Raw genomic sequence first — 18,027 nt, forward strand, 5'->3', positions numbered from 1 at the left:
TGCTCAGGCATGTTGACCGCTCAGCGCGGCGGCAAGTGTGGGGAAGATGGCAAAGACTGAATCCATCCGTGTCAGTTTGAACACCCGGTCAACCGGGGCTGTCATGCCCGCCAGGATCAGCGACCGGTCCGGAGCAAGGAATTTCATCGTTGCCACGATCGCGCCCAGACCGCTGGAATCGATGAAGGTGACGTCGCTCAGGTCCAGAATGATGTTTTCGCCCGCTCCCTGGGCGGCCTGGCGCATCGTCTCCTTGAAATCCAGCGCGACCGCGGCGTCGATCCGCTGTTCGCGCAAACCGACCACGCAGAAGTCAGCTTCTGTTTTGACGGAAACTTGCATAGACAGACCTCTAGACCCAACTGGTGAAGCCGTTAGATAGTGACCAAAGATTATCATTCGGTAACCAACGGCCGGGACAAACAGGAGAATGTGATGCGGAATGTCGTGATTTCTGGTGCGTCTCGCACCCCGATGGGCGGTTTTCAGGGGGCTTTCGCGGGCCTTACGGCGTCAGAGCTGGGGGGCCATGCCATCAGGGCCGCGCTGGAAAATGCCGGGCCCGCTGCGGTCCAGGAGGTGCTGATGGGCTGCGTCCTGCCCGCCGGACAGGGCCAGGCCCCCGCCCGCCAGGCCGGTTTCGCCGCCGGTCTGGGTCAGGACGTGCCCGCCACCACCCTGAACAAGATGTGCGGCTCGGGCATGAAGGCCGCGATGATCGCCTTTGACCAGATCGCGCTGGGCCATACCGATGTCATCGCAGCGGGCGGCATGGAAAGCATGACCAACGCGCCCTATGTGCTGCCAAAGATGCGCGGCGGCGCGCGGCTTGGCCATGGGGCGGTGATCGACCACATGTTCCTTGACGGTCTCGAAGACGCCTATGACAAGGGCCGCCTCATGGGCACCTTTGCCGAGGATTGTGCCGAGACCTATCAGTTCACCCGCGAACGTCAGGATGAATACGCTCTGGCCTCGCTGTCGCGCGCCATCGCGGCACAGGACAGCGGTGCGTTCAGCGATGAAATCGCCGCGGTCGAGGTGACCTCGCGCAGCGGCAGCACAAGCATTGCCGCCGATGAACAGCCCGCGCAGGCCCGGCCGGACAAGATCCCGCAGCTGAAACCTGCCTTCCGTCAGGGCGGCACGGTGACGGCGGCCAATTCCTCGTCGATCTCTGACGGGGCCGCCGCGCTGATCCTCGCTTCGGAAGAAGCGGCCGAGGCGCAGGGCCTCAACATCCGCGCGCGCATCCTCGGCCATGCCAGCCATGCGCAGGAACCGGGTCTTTTCACCACCGCCCCGGTGCCCGCCGCGAAAAAGCTGCTCGAACGGATCGGCTGGAAGAAAGAGGACGTGGACCTGTGGGAGGTCAACGAGGCCTTTGCCGTTGTCCCCATGGCCTTCATGCACGAGATGGGGCTGGACCATGACATCGTGAACGTCAACGGCGGCGCCTGCGCGCTGGGCCATCCCATCGGTGCCTCCGGCGCGCGGATCATGGTCACGCTGCTGAACGCATTGGAAAAGCGCAACCTGCGCCGTGGCATTGCCGCGATCTGTATCGGTGGCGGCGAAGGCACTGCCATCGCCATCGAGCGCGTATGATTTCTTATTACCATGCATAATCTCGGTGGGCCGGGCGGCGGACAGCCCCCGGCGCTCCCGTTCAAGGAAACACCCCGTGCAAGCAGACTATGACACCCTGGCCAAGACCATCGCGGCGCTGACCGAAGGCGAGGACGATGCCGTTGCCCTGATGGCCACCGTCGCCTGCGAGGTCCATCATGCCGACGACCGCTTCGACTGGACTGGCTTCTACCGCGTCACCGCGCCGGAACTGCTCAAGATCGGGCCCTATCAGGGCGGCCATGGTTGCCTGGTGATTCCGTTCTCGCGCGGGGTCTGCGGGGCGGCCGCGCGGGAAGGCAGGGTGCAGCTGGTGCCGGATGTGGATGCTTTCCCGGGTCACATCGCCTGCGCCTCGACCACGCGGTCGGAGCTGGTGCTGCCCGTCCGCGATGGCACCGGCACATTGATTGCGGTGTTCGACATCGACAGCGATCAGCCCGATGCCTTTTCGCACAAGGATGCCACCGCCCTTGGCGACATCTTGCAGTCGGTTTTCCAACAAGTGAAATAATACTGGAAAATTTCATTTCCGGGGTCTAGCGTGAAAATGGAGACGTAATTTTCACCCAGGGCATCATGCAGCACAGCGCGCCAGATTCACCCTTTTCGCTTGGAGCGGACCTGCGCGCCCTGCGCAAGAGCCGGGATCTGACCTTGACGGATCTGTCCAATGCCCTTGGCCGTTCCGTCGGCTGGCTCAGCCAGGTCGAACGGGGCATCTCTGAACCTTCGATCACCGATCTGCGCCATATCGCGGCCTGCCTGGGGGTTTCCGTCTCCATGTTGTTCCGCCATGCCGCAGCCCCGGCGCATGAGGCGGGCTATGTGGTGCGCCGCGGCGCGCGGCGGCCCATCGGCTCTGATGTGGCCGGGCTGGTGGAGGAGCTGCTCTCTCCCGACCTTACGGATGATTTTGAAGTCGTCCATTCCACCTTTCAGCCCCACAGCCGCATCAAGGCGCCGGTCAGCCGACCCACCCAGGAAGTCGGATACCTTGTGTCAGGCAGGCTGGAGATCGAGATCGAGGGCACAACCCATCTGCTGAACCCCGGCGACAGCTTTCGCATCCGCGGCGAGGCGTTCCGCTGGGCCAACCCTTTCGATGCCCCCGCTGTGGCGATCTGGGTCATCGCGCCGCCGGTGTATTAGGTCGATGGCATGAGCTTTGAAACCCGGACCCTAACTGCTCTTTTCCGGCTGGTGCTTGGCGCCAGACCGGGGGCAGTCTTTGACTGCCCGGTGCGCCGGGTCATGGCGCTTTGTTTCATTCTGAACGGTGTCCTGCCGGGCACCGCCACCACCCCGACAAGGAGTTGAACCATGCTCAAAGGCAGCTGCCTGTGCGGCAAGATCACTTTCACGGCAGCGCGCACGGCCCGCGATCCGGCGGCCTGCCATTGCAGCCAGTGCCGCAAGCAATCGGGCCATTACTGGGCCTCCGTGAATGTCTGGATGGAGGGGTTCAGGGTGTCCGGCCCGGTACGCTGGTACGCGGCATCTGACAGCGCCAAACGCGGCTTTTGCCCGACCTGCGGCTCCTTCCTGTTCTGGAAAAGCGAGGACGAGGACGAAATCGGCGTGGCGCTGGGTGCGCTCGACGGGGAGACCGGCCTGCATCTGGAACGGCACATCTTCACCGCCGACAAGGGCGATTATTACGACATTCCGGCCACCGGCCCACGGGAGGCAGGGGCAGATGAGTGAGTTCCCCACAACCGCGCGTGTCGTCATCATCGGCGGTGGCGTCGTCGGGGCTTCGACCCTTTATCATCTGGCCAGGGCGGGCTGGACCGATTGTGTCCTGCTGGAAAAGAACGAGCTGACGGCGGGGTCCACCTGGCATGCGGCGGGCAATGTGCCGAACTTTGCCGGTTCCTGGGCGGTGATGAACATGCAGCGCTATGCCGCCGCGATGTACCGCACCCTGGGCGATGACGTGGGCTATCCGATGAACTACCACGTCACCGGCTCTGTCAGGCTGGCCCATTCGAAGGAGCGGATGCAGGAATTCGAACGTGTCGCCTCCATGGGGCAATACCAGGGGCTGGAGATGACCGTCTGCACGCCGGACGAGTTGAAGGAAAAGCATCCCTTCATGGAAACCCATGATCTGATGGGGGGGCTGTGGGACCCGCTGGACGGCGATATCGACCCGGCGCAGCTGACCCAGGCGCTGGCCAAGGGGGCGCGGGATGCGGGCGGGCGGATCGAACGCTTTTGCCCGGCCATCGGCATTGACCGCGCGGGCGACGAATGGATCGTGAAGACCCCCAAGGGTGATATCCGCTGCGAATATGTGGCCAATTGCGCGGGGTACTACGCGCAACGTGTGGGCGAGATGTTCAAGCCCTTCGGCGGGCGCACCGTGCCGATGGTGGTCATGTCGCACCAGTATTTCCTGACCGAGCCGATTGCCGAGCTTGAGGCATGGACCAAAGAGAAGGGACACAAGGTCCCGCTGCTGCGCGACGTCGATACGTCCTATTATCTGCGGCAGGACAAGAACGGCCTGAACCTTGGTCCCTACGAGCGGAACTGCAAGGCGCATTGGGTCACGCCTGATGATCCGATGCCGGAGGATTTCAGCTTTCAGCTTTACCCCGACGATCTGGAGCGGCTGGAATATTACATCGAGGACGCGATGGCGCGGGTGCCGATCCTGGGCAGTGCCGGGGTTGGCCGCAACATCAATGGTCCGATCCCCTATGCCCCTGACGGGCTGCCCATGGTGGGGCCGATGCCGGGGGTGCGGAACGCGTTCGAAGGGCATTCTTTCACCTTCGGCATTGCCCAGGGCGGGGGCGCGGGCAAGGTCTTGTCTGAATGGATCATGCACGGCCAGACAGAGCAGGACATGTGGGCGGTCGATCCGCGCCGCTACACCCATTATGCCGATCACGACTATACGCTGGCCAAGGCGCTGGAGACCTATGGCCATGAATACGCGATGCATTTCCCGCGCCATGCCTGGCCTGCGGGGCGCGACAAGAAACTGTCGTCGCTGCATTCCCGCCTGCGGGACGCGGGCGCGCAATTTGGCGCCTACAACGGCTGGGAACGGGCCAATTGGTTTGCCCAGCCGGGCGATGACACATCCGAGGACGCGACCCAGACCTGGGACCGCAACGGCCCCTGGGCGCCCCGCATCCGCGAGGAGGTGGAAGCGGTGCGCGATCACTGCGGGATGCTGCCGATCAGCGGTTTCACCCGGCTCAGGGTCAAGGGCCCGGGTGCGCGGGATTTCATCGACGGGCTGACCGCCTCGGCCCTGCCGGGGCCGGGGCGCGTCGGCCTGGCCTATTTCCCCGACGACCGGGGCCGCATCGTGACCGAGACCAGCGTGATGGTGCACGGGCCGGACGACGTGGGTCTGATCACCGCTGCCGTGGCGCAGTGGCACGACGCCGAGTACTTTCAGCGGCAGGCACCCGCAGGCATTGCGGTGACGGACCATTCTGACGAGGTGGATTGCCTGCTGGTCACCGGCCCGAAGGCACGGGACATCCTTGCCCCTTTGACCCAGGGCCATGACCTGACCGCCCCCTGGCTGTCGGTCAGCATGGCGGGCACGGTCGCGGGGCAGCAGGCCGCGCTGCTGCGGGTGTCCTTCGCGGGCGAGTTGGGCTGGGAGCTGCATGCAGCACCCGGGGCGATGCCGCCGATCTGGGATGCGCTGCTGAGCGTGGGGGTGAAACCCTTTGGCATGTGGGCGCTGAACGCCATGCGGATCGAAAAGGGCTATCGCGCGTGGAAGGGCGACCTGTCGACGGATTACACCCTGCTTGAGGCGGGCCTTGACCGGTTCATCCGCTTTGACAAGCCGAGGGGCTTTCCCGGCAAGGCGGCTTTGCTGGCCGAGAAACAGGCAGGTGTGAAGAAACGTTTTGTCACCATGATCGTCGAGGCGGGCGATCAGGACGCGCCCTATATGTCCACGGTGATCCACAAGGGCGAGGTTGTGGGTGAGACCACCAGTGGCGACTGGGGCTACCGGCTGGGCAAATCCATCGCGCTGGGCACCATCCGCGCGGATCTTGCCGAACCCGGCACGCAGGTGCAGATCAACATCTTTGGCAAACTCTGCCAGGCGGTGGTGCAGCCGGATCAACCGCTTTGGGACCCTGAAAACGAAAGGCTGCGCGCATGAGCATCGAGACATATCTGATCTATCTGGGGGTGCTGGCCGCGTTTTTCCTGACGCCGCCGGACACGAGCCAGCTGCTGATCATCTCCAATTCCCTGCGCCACGGGCTGCGCCGCAGCGCGGCCACGATTGCGGGCGACCTGTCGGCCAATGCGCTGCAGATGACGGCGGCGGCCTTTGGGCTGACAGCCATCATCGCGGCCTCTGCCGATGCGATCTGGATCATCAAATGGGGCGGCGTGGCCTATCTCGCCTGGATCGGCCTGCGCCTGATGATGACACGGGGCGGTGCGGCGGCGCCGGGTGCGGCCCGTGACGCCCGCACCGGCATCCTGTTCCGGCAGGGGTTCCTCACCTCTTCCGCCAACCCCTATGCGGTGGTCTTCTTTGGCGCGCTTTTCCCGCAGTTCATCGACCCGGCACAGGCCGTCCTGCCGCAGCTGCTGATCCTCGGGATCACCTATCTGCTGGTCGATGGTGCGGTGCTGCTGCTGTGGGGCTGGACCGCGACACGGACACTGGCGCGCCTGCGCGCGCTCAGCGGGGTCTGGGTGAACCGGATTTCCGGCGCGCTGATGATTGTCGCCGCGGCCCTGCTGGCCAGCCGCGACCTGAGCGCCGAGGTACGGCAATGAGCGATATCACCCTTCTCGATGGTGGCATGGGCCAGGAGCTGATCCACCGTGCGGGCGACAACCCGACGCCCTTGTGGTCCACCCAGGTGATGATCGACAATCCCGGCATGGTGGCCGGTGTCCACCGCGATTTCACCCGGGCCGGGGCGACGCTGGCCACCGCCAATACCTATGCCATCCACCGAGACAGGCTGGCGGGCACCCCGCTGGAAGACCGGTTCGAGGAGTTGCACAGGCTGGCGCTGGCAGAAGCGCGGGCCAGTGGCGCGCCCCGGATCGCGGGCAGCATCGGGCCGCTGATGGCCTCCTACCGGCCTGACCTGCATCCTGAGGCAGCGGCGGGTGCAGTGCATTATGCCGAGATTGCCGGGCTGCTGGCGCAGGACTGCGATCTGCTGATCTGTGAAACCGTCGCCTCGGTGACCCATGCAGAGAGTGTCCTGAAAGGGGCGGCCACAGCGGGCAGGCCCCTGTGGCTGGCCCTGACGGTCGATGATCAGGACGGCAGCAGGCTCCGCTCCGGCGAAGCGCTGTCAGAGGTGCTGCCGCTTGCACGGGCGCAGGCGCAGGCGGTGCTTGTCAATTGCTCGGTGCCCGAGGCGATTGCGGCTGCGATACCGGTATTGGCGCAATCCGGCCTGCCCTTCGGGGGTTACGCCAATGGTTTCGAGCGGATCACGGAGGGGTTCCTGTCGGACAAGCCGACCGTGGACAGCCTGACCATGCGCCGCGATCTCACGCCGGAACGCTATGCGGATCATGTCATGCGCTGGGTCGATGCCGGGGCCACCATTGTCGGCGGCTGTTGCGAAGTCAGCCCCGCCCATATCGCCGAAATCGCCCGCCGCCTGCGCGCGGCGGGTCATGCCATCGTCTGAGGTCGCCTGATATGAACGCCATCCCCAGCCACGCCCGCGTCGTCATCATCGGGGGCGGCGTTATCGGTTGCTCTGTCGCCTACCACCTGACCAAGCTGGGGTGGCAGGACGTGGTGCTGCTGGAGCGCAAGCAGCTCACCTCGGGCACCACCTGGCACGCGGCGGGGCTGATCGCCCAGCTGCGCGCCAGTGCCAATATGACAAAGCTCGCGAAATATTCGCAGGAGCTTTACGGCAGCCTGCAGGAGGAAACCGGTGTTGCCACGGGGTTCAAGCGCTGCGGTTCCATCACCGTCGCCCTGACCGGCGAGCGCCGCGAGGAAATCTACCGTCAGGCGGCCATGGCCCGCGCCTTTGGCGTGGACGTGGAAGAAATCAGCGCGGCGGAGGTGAAGCAGAAATATCCGCACCTCAACATCGGGGACGTCACGGGGGCAGTATACCTCGACAAGGACGGCCAGGGCGACCCGGCCAATATCGCGCTGGCCCTGGCAAAGGGGGCGCGGCAGCGCGGCGGGCAGATCTTCGAGCGGACCCGCGCCATCGGCGTGACCCGGCAGGGCCGCCGCATCACCGGCGTCGATTGGGCACAGGACGGCGACAGCGGGCATATCGCCTGCGAGATGGTCGTGAACTGCGCCGGCATGTGGGGCCGCGAGGTGGGGCAGATGCTGGGCGTGAACGTCCCGCTGCAGGCCTGCGAACATTTCTACATCGTGACGGAGGCGATTGCGGGCCTCACCCAGCTGCCTGTGCTGCGGGTGCCGGACGAATGCGCCTATTACAAGGAAGACGCGGGCAAGATCCTGCTGGGTGCCTTTGAACCCACAGCCAGACCCTGGGCGCTGGACGGCATCCCGGCGGATTTCGAGTTTGACCAGCTGCCCGAGGATTTCGACCATTTCGAGCCGATCCTCGAAGCGGCGGTGAACCGCATGCCGATGCTGGCGGAGGCGGGGATACATACGTTTTTCAACGGGCCGGAAAGTTTTACCCCCGACGACGCCTATCACCTTGGCCTTGCGCCGGAGATGGACAATGTCTGGGTCGCTGCGGGGTTCAACTCCATCGGGATCCAGTCGGCGGGCGGCGCGGGGATGGCCCTGGCGCAATGGATGGATCAGGGCGAAAAGCCTTTTGACCTTGGCGATGTGGATATCAGCCGGATGGAGCCGTTTCAGGGCAACCGCCGCTACCTGGCCGAACGGTCCACCGAAACGCTGGGCCTGCTATATGCCGATCACTACCCCTACCGGCAAAAGGCCACCGCGCGCGGCGTGCGGCGGACCCCGTTTCATGCCCATCTGCTGGAGTGCGGCGCGGTCATGGGCGAACTGGCCGGCTGGGAGCGCGCCAACTGGTTTGCCGAACCGGGGCAGGACCGCGCCTATCGCTACAGCTGGAAGCGGCAAAACTTCTTTGACAACGTGGCTGCCGAACATATGGCGGTGCGCGGGAATCTCGGCATGTACGACATGTCCTCCTTTGGCAAGATCCGGGTGGAGGGGCGCGATGCCATGTCCTTCCTCAACCACATCGGCGGCGGGCAATTTGACGTGTCGGCGGGCCGGATCGTCTACACCCAGTTTCTGAACCCAAGGGGCGGGATCGAGGCGGATGTGACCGTCACCCGCCTGTCGGAATGCGCCTATCTGGTGGTGACCCCCGCCGCGACACGGCTGGCGGACGAAACATGGATGCGCCGCCATCAGGGCGATTTCAACGTGGTGATCACCGATGTGACGGCGGGCGAGGGGGTGCTTGCCGTGATGGGCCCGCGTGCGCGTGACCTGATGCAGGCGGTATCACCGAACGACTTTTCCAACGTGGTGAACCCCTTTGGCACCGCCCAGGAGATTGAAATTGGCATGGGGCGCGCCCGGGTGCACCGGGTGAGCTATGTGGGCGAGCTGGGCTGGGAAATCTATGTCAGCGCCGACATGGCCGCCCATGTTTTCGAGACGTTGCACGCGGCGGGACAACCGATGGGCCTGCGCCTCTGCGGCATGCATATGATGGACAGTTGCCGGATCGAAAAGGGGTTCCGCCACTTTGGACATGACATCACATCCGAGGATCATGTGCTGGAGGCGGGGCTGGGCTTTGCCGTGAAGACTGACAAGCCAGGTTTCATCGGGCGCGACGCCGTGCTGCGCAAGCGCGAGGCCGGGCTGGACCGGCGGATGATGCAATTCCGCCTGACCGACCCCGAACCGCTGCTTTACCACAACGAACCGGTGCTGCGGGATGGCAAGATCGTCGGTTTCCTGAGTTCCGGCGCCTATGGCCACGCGCTGGGCGGCGCGATGGGCATGGGCTATGTCCCCTGTGCCGGCGAAACACCGGCTGATCTTCTGGCCTCTACCTATGAGATCGACGTGGCGGGCACGCGGGTCAGGGCGGAGGCATCGCTGAAGCCGATGTATGACCCGGCGGCTGCGCGGGCGAAAATGTAACGGGTACAAAATTAGCCTTCCCTCTGCCCTGCAGGTTGCCTACCCCTTGGAGCAAAGGACCGTTACCGATGCGCAACCCCGACAGCCTGCCGCCCCCCGCCACAAACGAAGACACGCCCCTGGGCCTTGTCTTTGCCATTACAGCCTATGGTCTGTGGGGGTTTCTGCCGCTTTACATGAAACTGCTGTCACATATCCCGGCGGCAGAAATCGTGGCGCATCGGGTCTTGTGGTCGCTGCCGATTGCCGCCGCCGTGCTGATCGTCCTGCGCCGCACCGACGCGCTGCGCGAGGCGCTGAGGTCGCCCCGGATGCTGGGCATGGGCTGCGTGACGGCGGCCCTGATCTCGATCAACTGGGGGATCTATGTCTGGGCCATCAACTCGGGCCATGCGCTGGATGCGGCGCTGGGGTATTACATCAACCCGCTGTTCAGCATCTTCCTGGCGGCGGTGCTCTTGGGCGAACGTCTGAACGCCGCGCAGATGGTGGCCATTGCCCTTGCTGCCTGCGCGGTGCTGGTGCTGGCGGTCGATGCAGGGCGGATGCCCTGGGCCGCATTGGGGCTGACAATCTCCTGGGGTTTTTATGCCCTGTGCAAGAAAAGCCTGCCCATCGGCCCCAATCAGGGTTTCCTGCTGGAGGTGCTGATCCTGATCGTCCCGGCAGTGGGATACCTGGGCTACCTCGCCACCACGGGCGAAGCGCATTTCCATTTCGACGGGGGGCGCGATTTCTGGCTGCTGCTTGGCTGCGGAGTCATCACGGCGGTGCCGCTGATGATCTATGCCAACGGGGCCAAGCTGTTGCGGCTGTCCACCATCGGCATCCTGCAATATATCGCGCCGACGATGATCTTCCTCTGTGCCGTGCTGGTGTTCGAAGAACCCTTTGGCCGCGCCCGCGCGATTGCCTTTCCGATGATCTGGCTCGCGCTGGTGATCTATTCCACCGCCATGCTGCGGCAGATGCGGGCGGCGAAAGCGGGCTGACCGGTGGCAGGCGTCAGGGCCGGTTCAGGTTTTTTGCTGCATACTCGGACCTTCGCGCAGATCGCGGCGAAGGGCGGGAGGGAGGCCAACCTGTCGTGAAGCGCAAGCCGGGTATCGCCCGATCTGGAGGGCGTTTCAAACATATGTGAGGTGCGTAGCGTCGCAACCCGCGGGCCGGTCATGGCTTGGTAGAGCGTGCAAAATCGCCCTCCTGGGGGAGGTCGGGCGATGCCCGGCTTGCGCCGGGCGGAGGCGCTTGGTGGTATGCACCGCACCAATGGCACGGAAGCTTCGTCCACATCGCCGGCCTTGACCCACACCTCGCGTCAAAGTCCGGTCTGGGTCAGAAATGCGAGAAGACAGTGTCAATGTCGCGTGGTGCGACCCTCTGACAGGATGCAGCGAACCCGCTGCATCCTGCCAAAGAAGTTGGTCGTTCCGTTGATCAAGAACCCGGTCAGGCGTTGGGCAGCTTGGCGGTCCTCAGGTAAGGCAGAACAGTTGTGAATTCACCGAACCGGGCCTTGGCGTCGGCGTCCGACACGGTGGCAGGGATGATCACGTCATCGCCCACATTCCAGTTCGCCGGTGTGGCAACACCCTGCCCGGTGGAGGTCTGCAGCCCGTCCAGCGCGCGCAGCACTTCGGCAAAGTTGCGCCCCACGGTCATCGGATAGGTCATCGAGAGTTTCAGCTTCTTGTCCGGCCCGATGATAAAGACAGAGCGCACCGTGGCGCTGTCCGCCGGGGTGCGGCCATCGGGCAGATAGGCTTCGGCAGGCAGCATGTCGAAAGCCTTGGACACCGCAAGCCCGTCATCCGCAATGATCGGGAAACCCGCCTTTGCCCCGGCGACCTTCTCGATGTCGCCCTTCCATTTCTTGTGGTCCTCGACCCCGTCGACGCTGACCCCCAGCACCTTGGTGCCGCGTTTCTCCCATTCGTCGGCCAATTGGGCCACGGCACCGAATTCGGTGGTGCAGACGGGGGTGAAATCCTTGGGGTGGGAAAACAGGATCATCCAGTTGTCACCGACAAAATCGTGCAGAGAGATGCTGCCCTGATCGGTTTCGACGGTCAGATCGGGAATCGTGTCGTTAATGCGCAAGCCCATGTTGTCCTCCGGGTCTGTCTTCTACTTTTCCATAACGTAAGGATTAATCCGCGACATTCCATCCCCTCTCTTGCAGCACCCCGCGCGCCCTGACAAAGTGGCGCCAAACCGGACAGGGCCAGTGCTTTGCCCCGTCATAACAACGAGGAGTTTTCCAATGCTGGAGAAACGTGAGTTCTATATCAACGGTCAATGGGTCGCCCCCGCCAAGGCCAATGATTATGCCGTTATCGATCCGTCCACCGAAGAACCCTGCGCGGTGATCTCGCTGGGTGGTCAGGAAGACACCGACAAGGCCGTCGCCGCCGCCAAGGCTGCCCTGCCGGGCTGGATGGCCACATCGCCGGCCGAACGCATCGCGCTGCTGGAAAAGCTGCTGGAGGTCTACAAGACCCGCGCCGAAGACCTTGCAAAGGCCATGAGCACCGAAATGGGCGCGCCCATCGAGATGTCGCGGGCCAGTCAGGTCGGCGCAGGCACCTGGCACCTGAGCAACTTCATCAAGGCCGCAAAGGAGTTCCACTTCGAGGCGCCGCTGGGCGATCACGCCCCGAATGACCGCATCATCCGCGAGGCGGTCGGCGTGGCCGCGCTGATCACGCCCTGGAACTGGCCGATGAACCAGATCACCCTGAAAGTCGGCGCCGCCGTGGTCGCGGGCTGCACCATGGTGCTGAAACCCTCCGAGGAAAGCCCGATTGACGCGATGATCTTTGCCGAGCTGATGCATGAGGCCGGTTTCCCCAAAGGCGTCTTCAACCTGGTCAACGGTGACGGCGTCGGCGTCGGCAGCCAGCTTTCGGCGCACGAGGATGTGGACATGGTGAGCTTCACCGGCTCGACCCGCGCGGGCACCGCGATTTCCAAGGCCGCGGCAGACACGCTCAAGAAAGTGCACCTGGAACTGGGTGGCAAGGGTGCCAATATCATCTTTGCGGATGCGGATGAAAAGGCCGTCAAACGCGGTGTGATGCACATGATGCAGAACACCGGCCAGTCCTGCAACGCGCCCAGCCGGATGCTGGTCGAGGCGAGCATCTATGACAAGACCGTGGAAGAAGCCGGTGAAGTTGCCAGCAAGATCACCGTTGGCCCGGCATCCGAAGAAGGGCGGCACATCGGCCCGGTGGTGAACGAGGTGCAGTTCAACAAGATCCAGGACCTGATCCAGAAGGGCATCGACGAGGGCGCGCGTCTGGTCGCCGGTGGCACAGGCCGGCCGGACGGGCTGAACCGCGGCTTCTTTGTCAAACCGACGGTCTTTGCAGACGTGACCCCCGACATGACCATCGCGCGTGAGGAAATCTTTGGCCCGGTCCTGTCGATCATGAAATTCGACACCGAGGAACAGGCCGTCGAGATCGCCAATGACACGGTCTATGGGCTGACCAACTATGTCCAGAGCTCCGATGGCACGCGCCGCAACAGGCTGGCACGCCGGTTGCGGTCCGGCATGGTCGAGATGAACGGCCAGGGCCGCGCGGCGGGTTCCCCCTTCGGCGGGATGAAACGCTCCGGCAACGGCCGCGAAGGCGGCATCTACGGGATCGAGGATTTCACCGAGATCAAGGCCGTCTCGGGCTGGGCTGCTGAATAGGCAGTGCCACGACGGACGATCGGACAGGGCCGCCTTCGGGTGGCCCTTTTCCTTTCACGCCCATGACTGCCGAAGGCACAGCGCCGCCGGGGGACGCCGGTTCAGCCTGCCTTGCGCTTCCATTCTTCCCAGAGGAAGGGATATGCCCAGACGCATTCGTGGGTCTGTGCCAGACCCTCGCGGATGGCGTCTCTTTCACCGTCCTGCGCGGGTGAATAGCGGTGGAACTGGACGGTCAGCCTGTCCACCCGTGCCATCAGGCCGGTGTCGATCAGGGCGGGCAGCAGATCGTATTCCCCGCCCTCGATGTTCATCTTGATGCAGGCCACGCGGTCCAGCCCCAGCGCGTCAAAGACCTCTGCCACCGGGCGCACCTCGCCCTGCACCGGGTTGCCGGAGGCGACCAGTGCGGAGGATGCGTTTTCATCGTCGGAGAGGTCCAGCACCCCGGCGGAAGCCCCCATGGCATAGCCTTCGACGGTGACATCCTTGCATCCTGCAAAACGATCCTGCAGGTGGCGGATGAACCTCGGGTGGGGTTCGAAACAATGGACCTTCACACCGTAAAGCGCGGTCATCCGCTCTGCCCAGTCGCCCTTGTATCCGCCGACGTCCAGCACGGTATCGCCGGGTTTCAGCCCGTCGTAACGTTCAGGCGTGCCGCGCCCATGCGCGGCGTAGAATTCCCGGACCATGCGCTTGTAGGCGCGAAACTCGGGGTTGGTGGCCAGTTTCCACATCTTGTGCAACTCGCTTGAGATCGACATGCGGCGGTTCCTTTGCATCTGGCGCAGGGCGCAATCTTTATCATAGAAAGCTGGGAAGCAATGGTGAAAGGTAACCATGATCTATACCCGCCTGCACGGATTCCTCGGCAACCAGATGTTTCAATATGCGGCTGCCGCGCAGCTGGCGGCGCGTCTGGGGGTGCCGGTGGCGCTCGACCCGCGCCGGGCGGCGGCCAAGGGGCAGGGCAACCTGACCGAGATTTTCGACCTGCCGGTGGTCGCCCCCGCGCAGCTGCCCCCCGATCAGGACCGCAGGCGGCTGGCCTATGCCATCTGGCGGCTTCTGGGCCGGTCACCCCGCCTGCGCCGGGAAAAGGGGCTGGGCTATGATCCGGCTTTCGAAGACTGGGGCGATGAAAGCTATCTGCACGGGTATTGGCAGAGCGAAAAGTACTTTGCCGGGATCAGGGACCACCTGCGCAATGTCTTCACGATGGTGCCGCCCATGTCGCCCGAGAACGCCGACATGGCCAGGCAGATCGCGGCGGGGCCCTCGGTGGCGCTGCATGTGCGGCGCGGCGATTACGTGGCGCTGGGGGCAACGGCGGTCTGTGATCAGGCCTATTACGACGCGGCGCTGGCTGCGGTGACACAGGGGTTGCCGGAGGCACCGACAGTCTTTGTCTTTTCCGATGATCCGGGCTGGGCGCGCGACAACCTGGCAGTGCCCTTCGACAAGGTGGTGGTGGACCTGAACGGGCGCGAGACCGCTTATGAGGATATGCGGCTGATGTCTCTGTGCCAGCACAATGTGATCGCCAATTCCACCTTCAGCTGGTGGTCCGCATGGCTGAATGCCCATGAGGGCCGCCGCGTGGCCGCCCCGGCCCGCTGGTTTGCCAATGACCACCAGCGCAACCCTGACATCCTGCCCGAGGATTGGATTGCCATCGGCTGACGCCCCGGAGTTTTCAAAAACTCCGGACCGAATTTTTCGAAAAATTCGGCTCCCCGCCGCCCCTAGGTCGTGTTGACATTCATTGTCGCCCACCCGCGCGAGACGGATTTTGCCGCTGGTGCGGGTGGGCGACAATGAATGTCAACACGACCTAGAAAGGCGCTTTCGACCTTATTTTCGTCGACCGCCCGCCCTGCGGATGATTGAACCGCAGTTCTTCCGAATGCAGCATCAGCCGGGGATAATCCCGTGCCGGACCCGTGGCATAAAACGGGTCACCCAGGATCGGATGCCCGATGCTCAGCATATGGACCCGCAACTGGTGGCTGCGCCCGGTTCTGGGGAACATCCGCACACGGGCGGTGTCGCCCTCATCCTTGATCCGTTTCCAGTCAGTCTGCGCGGGTTTGCCGGTGTCATGGCATACCTTTTGCAGCGGGCGGTTCGGCCAATCGACGATCAGCGGCAGGTCGATGGTGCCGGCAGGTTCCGTCGGCACGCCCCAGACCCGCGCAACATAGGTCTTGCGCGTCATCCGTTTTTCGAATTGCAGGCCAAGGTGCCGCTGCGCATAGGGTGTCATGGCAAAGATCATCACACCGGATGTATCCCGGTCCAGCCGGTGCACCAGCAACGCCCCGGGGAAGACCTGCTGAACGCGGGTCAGCAGGCAGTCGGCCAGATGCGGGCCCTTGCCCGGCACGCTGAGCAGGCCGCTGGGTTTGTCCACCAGCAGCACTTCGGCATCTTCATGCAGGATCACCAGCGGATCCTGCGGCGGGTCATATTCCGTTTCCATCCCTTCCCGTCTCAGATGTAGGGTGGGTTTTCAAGCCACCAGCGCAAATGAGGACCCCATGCACCCCACCATCGAAAAAATGCAATCTGTCGTCGCCTCGGGCGACCATACTGCGATCGCGCCGATTCTGGCGGCTGATGTGACTTTCCTGCCGCCAACCTATTGGAAGACCTGGACGGGCCGCGACGCTGTTGCGGCGGTGCTGGGCCATGTCGGGCAGGTGTTCAGCGATTTCCGCTATCGCCGGGTGATGGGCGCGGGCAACGACTGGGCTTTGGAGTTTCAGTGCAGGATCGGCGAGTTTGACGCCGTGGGTGTCGATCTGATCACGCTGGGCGATGACGGGTTGATTGCCCATTTCGAAGTGGTCATGCGACCGCATAAATCCATCGGTGCACTGCGCGACGCGATGAACGCCCGTGTGATGCAGGATCCTGCGTTTCTCAAATTCAAGGATGCGCTGTCGTGACGCGGCCTTGCGGCGTTGCTGTCAGCCCTGCTGCGGTCTCGCCCTGATCCGTGTCCGATAGATCGCGCGTCTGATTTCCCGCATCAGCTTGCCGCTGGCGCGGGTCTTCTTCTGGATGGTCGAAGCGCCCGGCATTTCGCCCACACCGCTTGGCCAGATCGTATGTATCGGCTGGCCGGTGACCCAATGCATCTGCAGCGTTGTATCCACGGGACGGTCCAGCCGTTCCGTCGCCGCCAGCAACCGCCGCGCCGCTCCCCTGCCGACAACCTGACAGACGGTCTGCAACCCGATCACACGGGGGAGAAACAGCGCGGCACCGCCATCCTCGGCCAGCACGACCTGCCTGTGTTCGCGGTCCTTTGCGGGCAGGCGGATAAAACTCTCCTCACCCGCATGTGCCGCCACCAGGGCCATGGCCCTGTCCCAGGGTGCCGGGTCAATCACCAGATCATCCTCGGCGATCAGGACAAAGGGGTCCGGCCCCGCTGCGATCTCCTGCCAGCATTTGCGGTGGCTCAGGAAACAGCCCACCTCGCCCTGGCCCATGGCAAAAGGATAGGGCGGGGTGTGGCAGTTGCCGTCCAGCACATCCGCCGCGCCGCTTTGTAGCGCCTCCTGGCCGTTAACCGCGGGCATGACCTCGGCCCCCGGCAGGACGCCCATGAGCCGCGCGACATTCTCTGCCCGGGCGCCCGGTCCGGGCATATGGATGATCAGGGATCGCATCTGTCAGGCCCCGTCTCGCGCGGGTGGGTGAAAATGAATGTCAACACGACCTAGTCACCCGGAATCAAAGTTCGGCTCATTGAATGCCACTCTCTACGGCAGGTTCGCACCCGCCCTGGGGGGCGGGGTCGGGTGCGAACCGGATCGCAAGCGATCCGGGCGCAGGAGGAAATGATGCATATTTCGTTTCCGCAATACTAGTGCAGGACAACGCGGGCACCATTCGGCACGCGGTTGGCCAGGTCGATGACATGGGCGTTGATCATGCGCACGCAGCCGTTCGACACGGCGCGGCCGACGTTTTCCGGCTGCGGCGTGCCATGAATGCGCAGCAGGGAATCCCGGTTGCCCTTGTAGAGATAAAGCGCACGCGCCCCCAGCGGGTTGGGCCCGCCACCCGGCATCCCGGCGGCGTGTTTGGCATAGATATGCGGCTCCCGGCGGATCATGTTCTTGGTTGGCGTCCAGCGCGGCCATTCTGCCTTGCGCCCCACCCGGAAGGTGCCGGAATAATAGCGCCCCTCCTTGCCGATCCCCACCGGATAGCGGACGGCCTTGCCCCCCTCCAATGTCCAGTAGAGCGCGAATTGCCCCGGATCGACATGAATTTCACCGGGTGCAAAGCCGTCCCGGATACGCACGATCCTGGCCTTCTGGTGGTCCGGTATCTGATATTCCCCGGTTGCGGAGACTGCGGGCGTGGCGACCAGCGCGGCAGCACCGGTGATCAAAAGGTTGCGGCGGTTCATCAATGGCATCCGGGTCTCCTCAGGCACGACAGCTGTTTGGGCTCAACATAACCCGCCCGCGCCGGAGGGCAATTGCGGAAATCCCGACCTGGTGCCGCGCCCCGGCCCAAAGCAAAAGGCCCCCGCGCAGCGCGCGGGGGCCCAGAT

Annotated in this window: 19 protein-coding genes; 13 read left to right on the plus strand and 6 right to left on the minus strand. The window is 64.0% G+C overall.

Annotated elements, in window-relative coordinates; all coding sequences use genetic code 11:
- Positions 1-3: 3 nt before the first annotated feature.
- Entirely contained in the window at positions 4-342 is a 339-nt protein-coding gene (locus ACWNZ3_RS01620; RefSeq protein ID WP_269363471.1) for an STAS domain-containing protein, read from the minus strand.
- 93 nt (positions 343-435) lie between these two features.
- On the opposite strand from ACWNZ3_RS01620, the gene ACWNZ3_RS01625 reads away from it, so the two are divergent.
- The 10 genes from ACWNZ3_RS01625 (at position 436) to rarD (ending at position 10,737) form a co-directional block, all read left to right on the plus strand.
- Entirely contained in the window at positions 436-1,608 is a 1,173-nt protein-coding gene (locus ACWNZ3_RS01625; RefSeq protein ID WP_496900963.1) for a thiolase family protein, read from the plus strand.
- 76 nt (positions 1,609-1,684) lie between these two features.
- The gene (locus ACWNZ3_RS01630; protein ID WP_496900964.1) at positions 1,685-2,143 is read left to right on the plus strand and encodes a GAF domain-containing protein; all 459 of its coding nucleotides are present in this window, start codon (positions 1,685-1,687) and stop codon (positions 2,141-2,143) included.
- Positions 2,144-2,208: 65 nt separating this feature from the next.
- Complete coding sequence (locus ACWNZ3_RS01635) at positions 2,209-2,781, plus strand: helix-turn-helix domain-containing protein (RefSeq protein ID WP_269363478.1); 573 nt, start codon at positions 2,209-2,211, stop codon at positions 2,779-2,781.
- A gap of 9 nt (positions 2,782-2,790) precedes the next feature.
- The gene (locus tag ACWNZ3_RS01640; RefSeq protein WP_496900965.1) at positions 2,791-2,949 is read left to right on the plus strand and encodes a hypothetical protein; all 159 of its coding nucleotides are present in this window, start codon (positions 2,791-2,793) and stop codon (positions 2,947-2,949) included.
- A 3-nt stretch (positions 2,950-2,952) separates the two neighbouring features.
- On the plus strand, positions 2,953-3,336 hold the full coding sequence (locus ACWNZ3_RS01645; protein ID WP_269363482.1) for a GFA family protein: 384 nt from the start codon (positions 2,953-2,955) through the stop codon (positions 3,334-3,336).
- The gene (locus tag ACWNZ3_RS01650) at positions 3,329-5,779 is read left to right on the plus strand and encodes a GcvT family protein (protein WP_496900966.1); all 2,451 of its coding nucleotides are present in this window, start codon (positions 3,329-3,331) and stop codon (positions 5,777-5,779) included. Before ACWNZ3_RS01645 ends, ACWNZ3_RS01650 begins: the two co-directional genes overlap by 8 nt.
- Complete coding sequence (locus tag ACWNZ3_RS01655) at positions 5,776-6,411, plus strand: LysE family translocator (RefSeq protein WP_496900967.1); 636 nt, start codon at positions 5,776-5,778, stop codon at positions 6,409-6,411. The genes ACWNZ3_RS01650 and ACWNZ3_RS01655 overlap by 4 nt, the downstream gene beginning before the upstream one ends.
- Entirely contained in the window at positions 6,408-7,289 is an 882-nt protein-coding gene (locus ACWNZ3_RS01660; protein WP_496900968.1) for a homocysteine S-methyltransferase family protein, read from the plus strand. Before ACWNZ3_RS01655 ends, ACWNZ3_RS01660 begins: the two co-directional genes overlap by 4 nt.
- 11 nt (positions 7,290-7,300) lie before the next feature.
- Positions 7,301-9,745, plus strand: a complete 2,445-nt coding sequence (locus tag ACWNZ3_RS01665) for a GcvT family protein (RefSeq protein ID WP_496900969.1) — start codon at positions 7,301-7,303, stop codon at positions 9,743-9,745.
- Between the two features lie 68 nt (positions 9,746-9,813).
- On the plus strand, positions 9,814-10,737 hold the full coding sequence (gene rarD / locus ACWNZ3_RS01670; protein WP_274573279.1) for an EamA family transporter RarD: 924 nt from the start codon (positions 9,814-9,816) through the stop codon (positions 10,735-10,737).
- 457 nt (positions 10,738-11,194) lie between these two features.
- Here rarD and ACWNZ3_RS01675 read toward each other — a convergent pair whose 3' ends face one another.
- On the minus strand, positions 11,195-11,851 hold the full coding sequence (locus tag ACWNZ3_RS01675; RefSeq protein ID WP_269363493.1) for a peroxiredoxin: 657 nt from the start codon (positions 11,849-11,851) through the stop codon (positions 11,195-11,197).
- A gap of 157 nt (positions 11,852-12,008) precedes the next feature.
- On the opposite strand from ACWNZ3_RS01675, the gene ACWNZ3_RS01680 reads away from it, so the two are divergent.
- Entirely contained in the window at positions 12,009-13,448 is a 1,440-nt protein-coding gene (locus tag ACWNZ3_RS01680) for an aldehyde dehydrogenase family protein (RefSeq protein ID WP_496900970.1), read from the plus strand.
- A gap of 101 nt (positions 13,449-13,549) precedes the next feature.
- On the opposite strand, the gene ACWNZ3_RS01685 is transcribed toward ACWNZ3_RS01680, so the two are convergent.
- Positions 13,550-14,215: an FkbM family methyltransferase gene (locus ACWNZ3_RS01685; protein WP_496900971.1), complete on the minus strand. Its 666-nt coding sequence runs from the start codon at positions 14,213-14,215 to the stop codon at positions 13,550-13,552.
- A gap of 76 nt (positions 14,216-14,291) precedes the next feature.
- On the opposite strand from ACWNZ3_RS01685, the gene ACWNZ3_RS01690 reads away from it, so the two are divergent.
- Positions 14,292-15,134: an alpha-1,2-fucosyltransferase gene (locus tag ACWNZ3_RS01690; protein ID WP_496900972.1), complete on the plus strand. Its 843-nt coding sequence runs from the start codon at positions 14,292-14,294 to the stop codon at positions 15,132-15,134.
- 151 nt (positions 15,135-15,285) lie between these two features.
- Here ACWNZ3_RS01690 and ACWNZ3_RS01695 read toward each other — a convergent pair whose 3' ends face one another.
- The gene (locus ACWNZ3_RS01695) at positions 15,286-15,933 is read right to left on the minus strand and encodes a pseudouridine synthase (RefSeq protein WP_496900973.1); all 648 of its coding nucleotides are present in this window, start codon (positions 15,931-15,933) and stop codon (positions 15,286-15,288) included.
- Positions 15,934-15,991: 58 nt separating this feature from the next.
- On the opposite strand from ACWNZ3_RS01695, the gene ACWNZ3_RS01700 reads away from it, so the two are divergent.
- The gene (locus ACWNZ3_RS01700; protein WP_274573273.1) at positions 15,992-16,402 is read left to right on the plus strand and encodes a nuclear transport factor 2 family protein; all 411 of its coding nucleotides are present in this window, start codon (positions 15,992-15,994) and stop codon (positions 16,400-16,402) included.
- A gap of 21 nt (positions 16,403-16,423) precedes the next feature.
- Here ACWNZ3_RS01700 and ACWNZ3_RS01705 read toward each other — a convergent pair whose 3' ends face one another.
- Together ACWNZ3_RS01705 and ACWNZ3_RS01710 are read right to left on the minus strand one after the other, a co-directional pair.
- The gene (locus tag ACWNZ3_RS01705) at positions 16,424-17,131 is read right to left on the minus strand and encodes a glycosyltransferase family 25 protein (RefSeq protein ID WP_496900974.1); all 708 of its coding nucleotides are present in this window, start codon (positions 17,129-17,131) and stop codon (positions 16,424-16,426) included.
- Between the two features lie 197 nt (positions 17,132-17,328).
- A complete protein-coding gene (locus tag ACWNZ3_RS01710; RefSeq protein WP_496900975.1) occupies positions 17,329-17,889 on the minus strand; it encodes a L,D-transpeptidase in 561 nt (186 codons plus the stop codon).
- Positions 17,890-18,027: the final 138 nt, after the last annotated feature.

It is taken from the genome of Sulfitobacter sp. IGS-18 (genome assembly GCF_059628195.1).

Excerpts from the sequence above, each read along its gene's own strand:
- ACWNZ3_RS01625 (WP_496900963.1), top strand. The coding sequence starts at position 436 with ATGCGGAATGTCGTGATTTCTGGTGCGTCTCGCACCCCGATGGGCGGT.
- ACWNZ3_RS01635 (WP_269363478.1), top strand. The coding sequence starts at position 2,209 with ATGCAGCACAGCGCGCCAGATTCACCCTTTTCGCTTGGAGCGGACCTG.
- ACWNZ3_RS01700 (WP_274573273.1), top strand. The coding sequence starts at position 15,992 with ATGCACCCCACCATCGAAAAAATGCAATCTGTCGTCGCCTCGGGCGAC.
- ACWNZ3_RS01690 (WP_496900972.1), top strand. The coding sequence starts at position 14,292 with ATGATCTATACCCGCCTGCACGGATTCCTCGGCAACCAGATGTTTCAA.
- ACWNZ3_RS01665 (WP_496900969.1), top strand. The coding sequence starts at position 7,301 with ATGAACGCCATCCCCAGCCACGCCCGCGTCGTCATCATCGGGGGCGGC.
- rarD (WP_274573279.1), top strand. The coding sequence starts at position 9,814 with ATGCGCAACCCCGACAGCCTGCCGCCCCCCGCCACAAACGAAGACACG.
- ACWNZ3_RS01650 (WP_496900966.1), top strand. The coding sequence starts at position 3,329 with ATGAGTGAGTTCCCCACAACCGCGCGTGTCGTCATCATCGGCGGTGGC.
- ACWNZ3_RS01645 (WP_269363482.1), top strand. The coding sequence starts at position 2,953 with ATGCTCAAAGGCAGCTGCCTGTGCGGCAAGATCACTTTCACGGCAGCG.
- ACWNZ3_RS01710 (WP_496900975.1), bottom strand. The coding sequence starts at position 17,889 with ATGCCATTGATGAACCGCCGCAACCTTTTGATCACCGGTGCTGCCGCG.
- ACWNZ3_RS01685 (WP_496900971.1), bottom strand. The coding sequence starts at position 14,215 with ATGTCGATCTCAAGCGAGTTGCACAAGATGTGGAAACTGGCCACCAAC.
- ACWNZ3_RS01675 (WP_269363493.1), bottom strand. The coding sequence starts at position 11,851 with ATGGGCTTGCGCATTAACGACACGATTCCCGATCTGACCGTCGAAACC.
- ACWNZ3_RS01705 (WP_496900974.1), bottom strand. The coding sequence starts at position 17,131 with ATGCGATCCCTGATCATCCATATGCCCGGACCGGGCGCCCGGGCAGAG.
- ACWNZ3_RS01660 (WP_496900968.1), top strand. The coding sequence starts at position 6,408 with ATGAGCGATATCACCCTTCTCGATGGTGGCATGGGCCAGGAGCTGATC.
- ACWNZ3_RS01695 (WP_496900973.1), bottom strand. The coding sequence starts at position 15,933 with ATGGAAACGGAATATGACCCGCCGCAGGATCCGCTGGTGATCCTGCAT.
- ACWNZ3_RS01640 (WP_496900965.1), top strand. The coding sequence starts at position 2,791 with ATGAGCTTTGAAACCCGGACCCTAACTGCTCTTTTCCGGCTGGTGCTT.
- ACWNZ3_RS01655 (WP_496900967.1), top strand. The coding sequence starts at position 5,776 with ATGAGCATCGAGACATATCTGATCTATCTGGGGGTGCTGGCCGCGTTT.
- ACWNZ3_RS01680 (WP_496900970.1), top strand. The coding sequence starts at position 12,009 with ATGCTGGAGAAACGTGAGTTCTATATCAACGGTCAATGGGTCGCCCCC.
- ACWNZ3_RS01620 (WP_269363471.1), bottom strand. The coding sequence starts at position 342 with ATGCAAGTTTCCGTCAAAACAGAAGCTGACTTCTGCGTGGTCGGTTTG.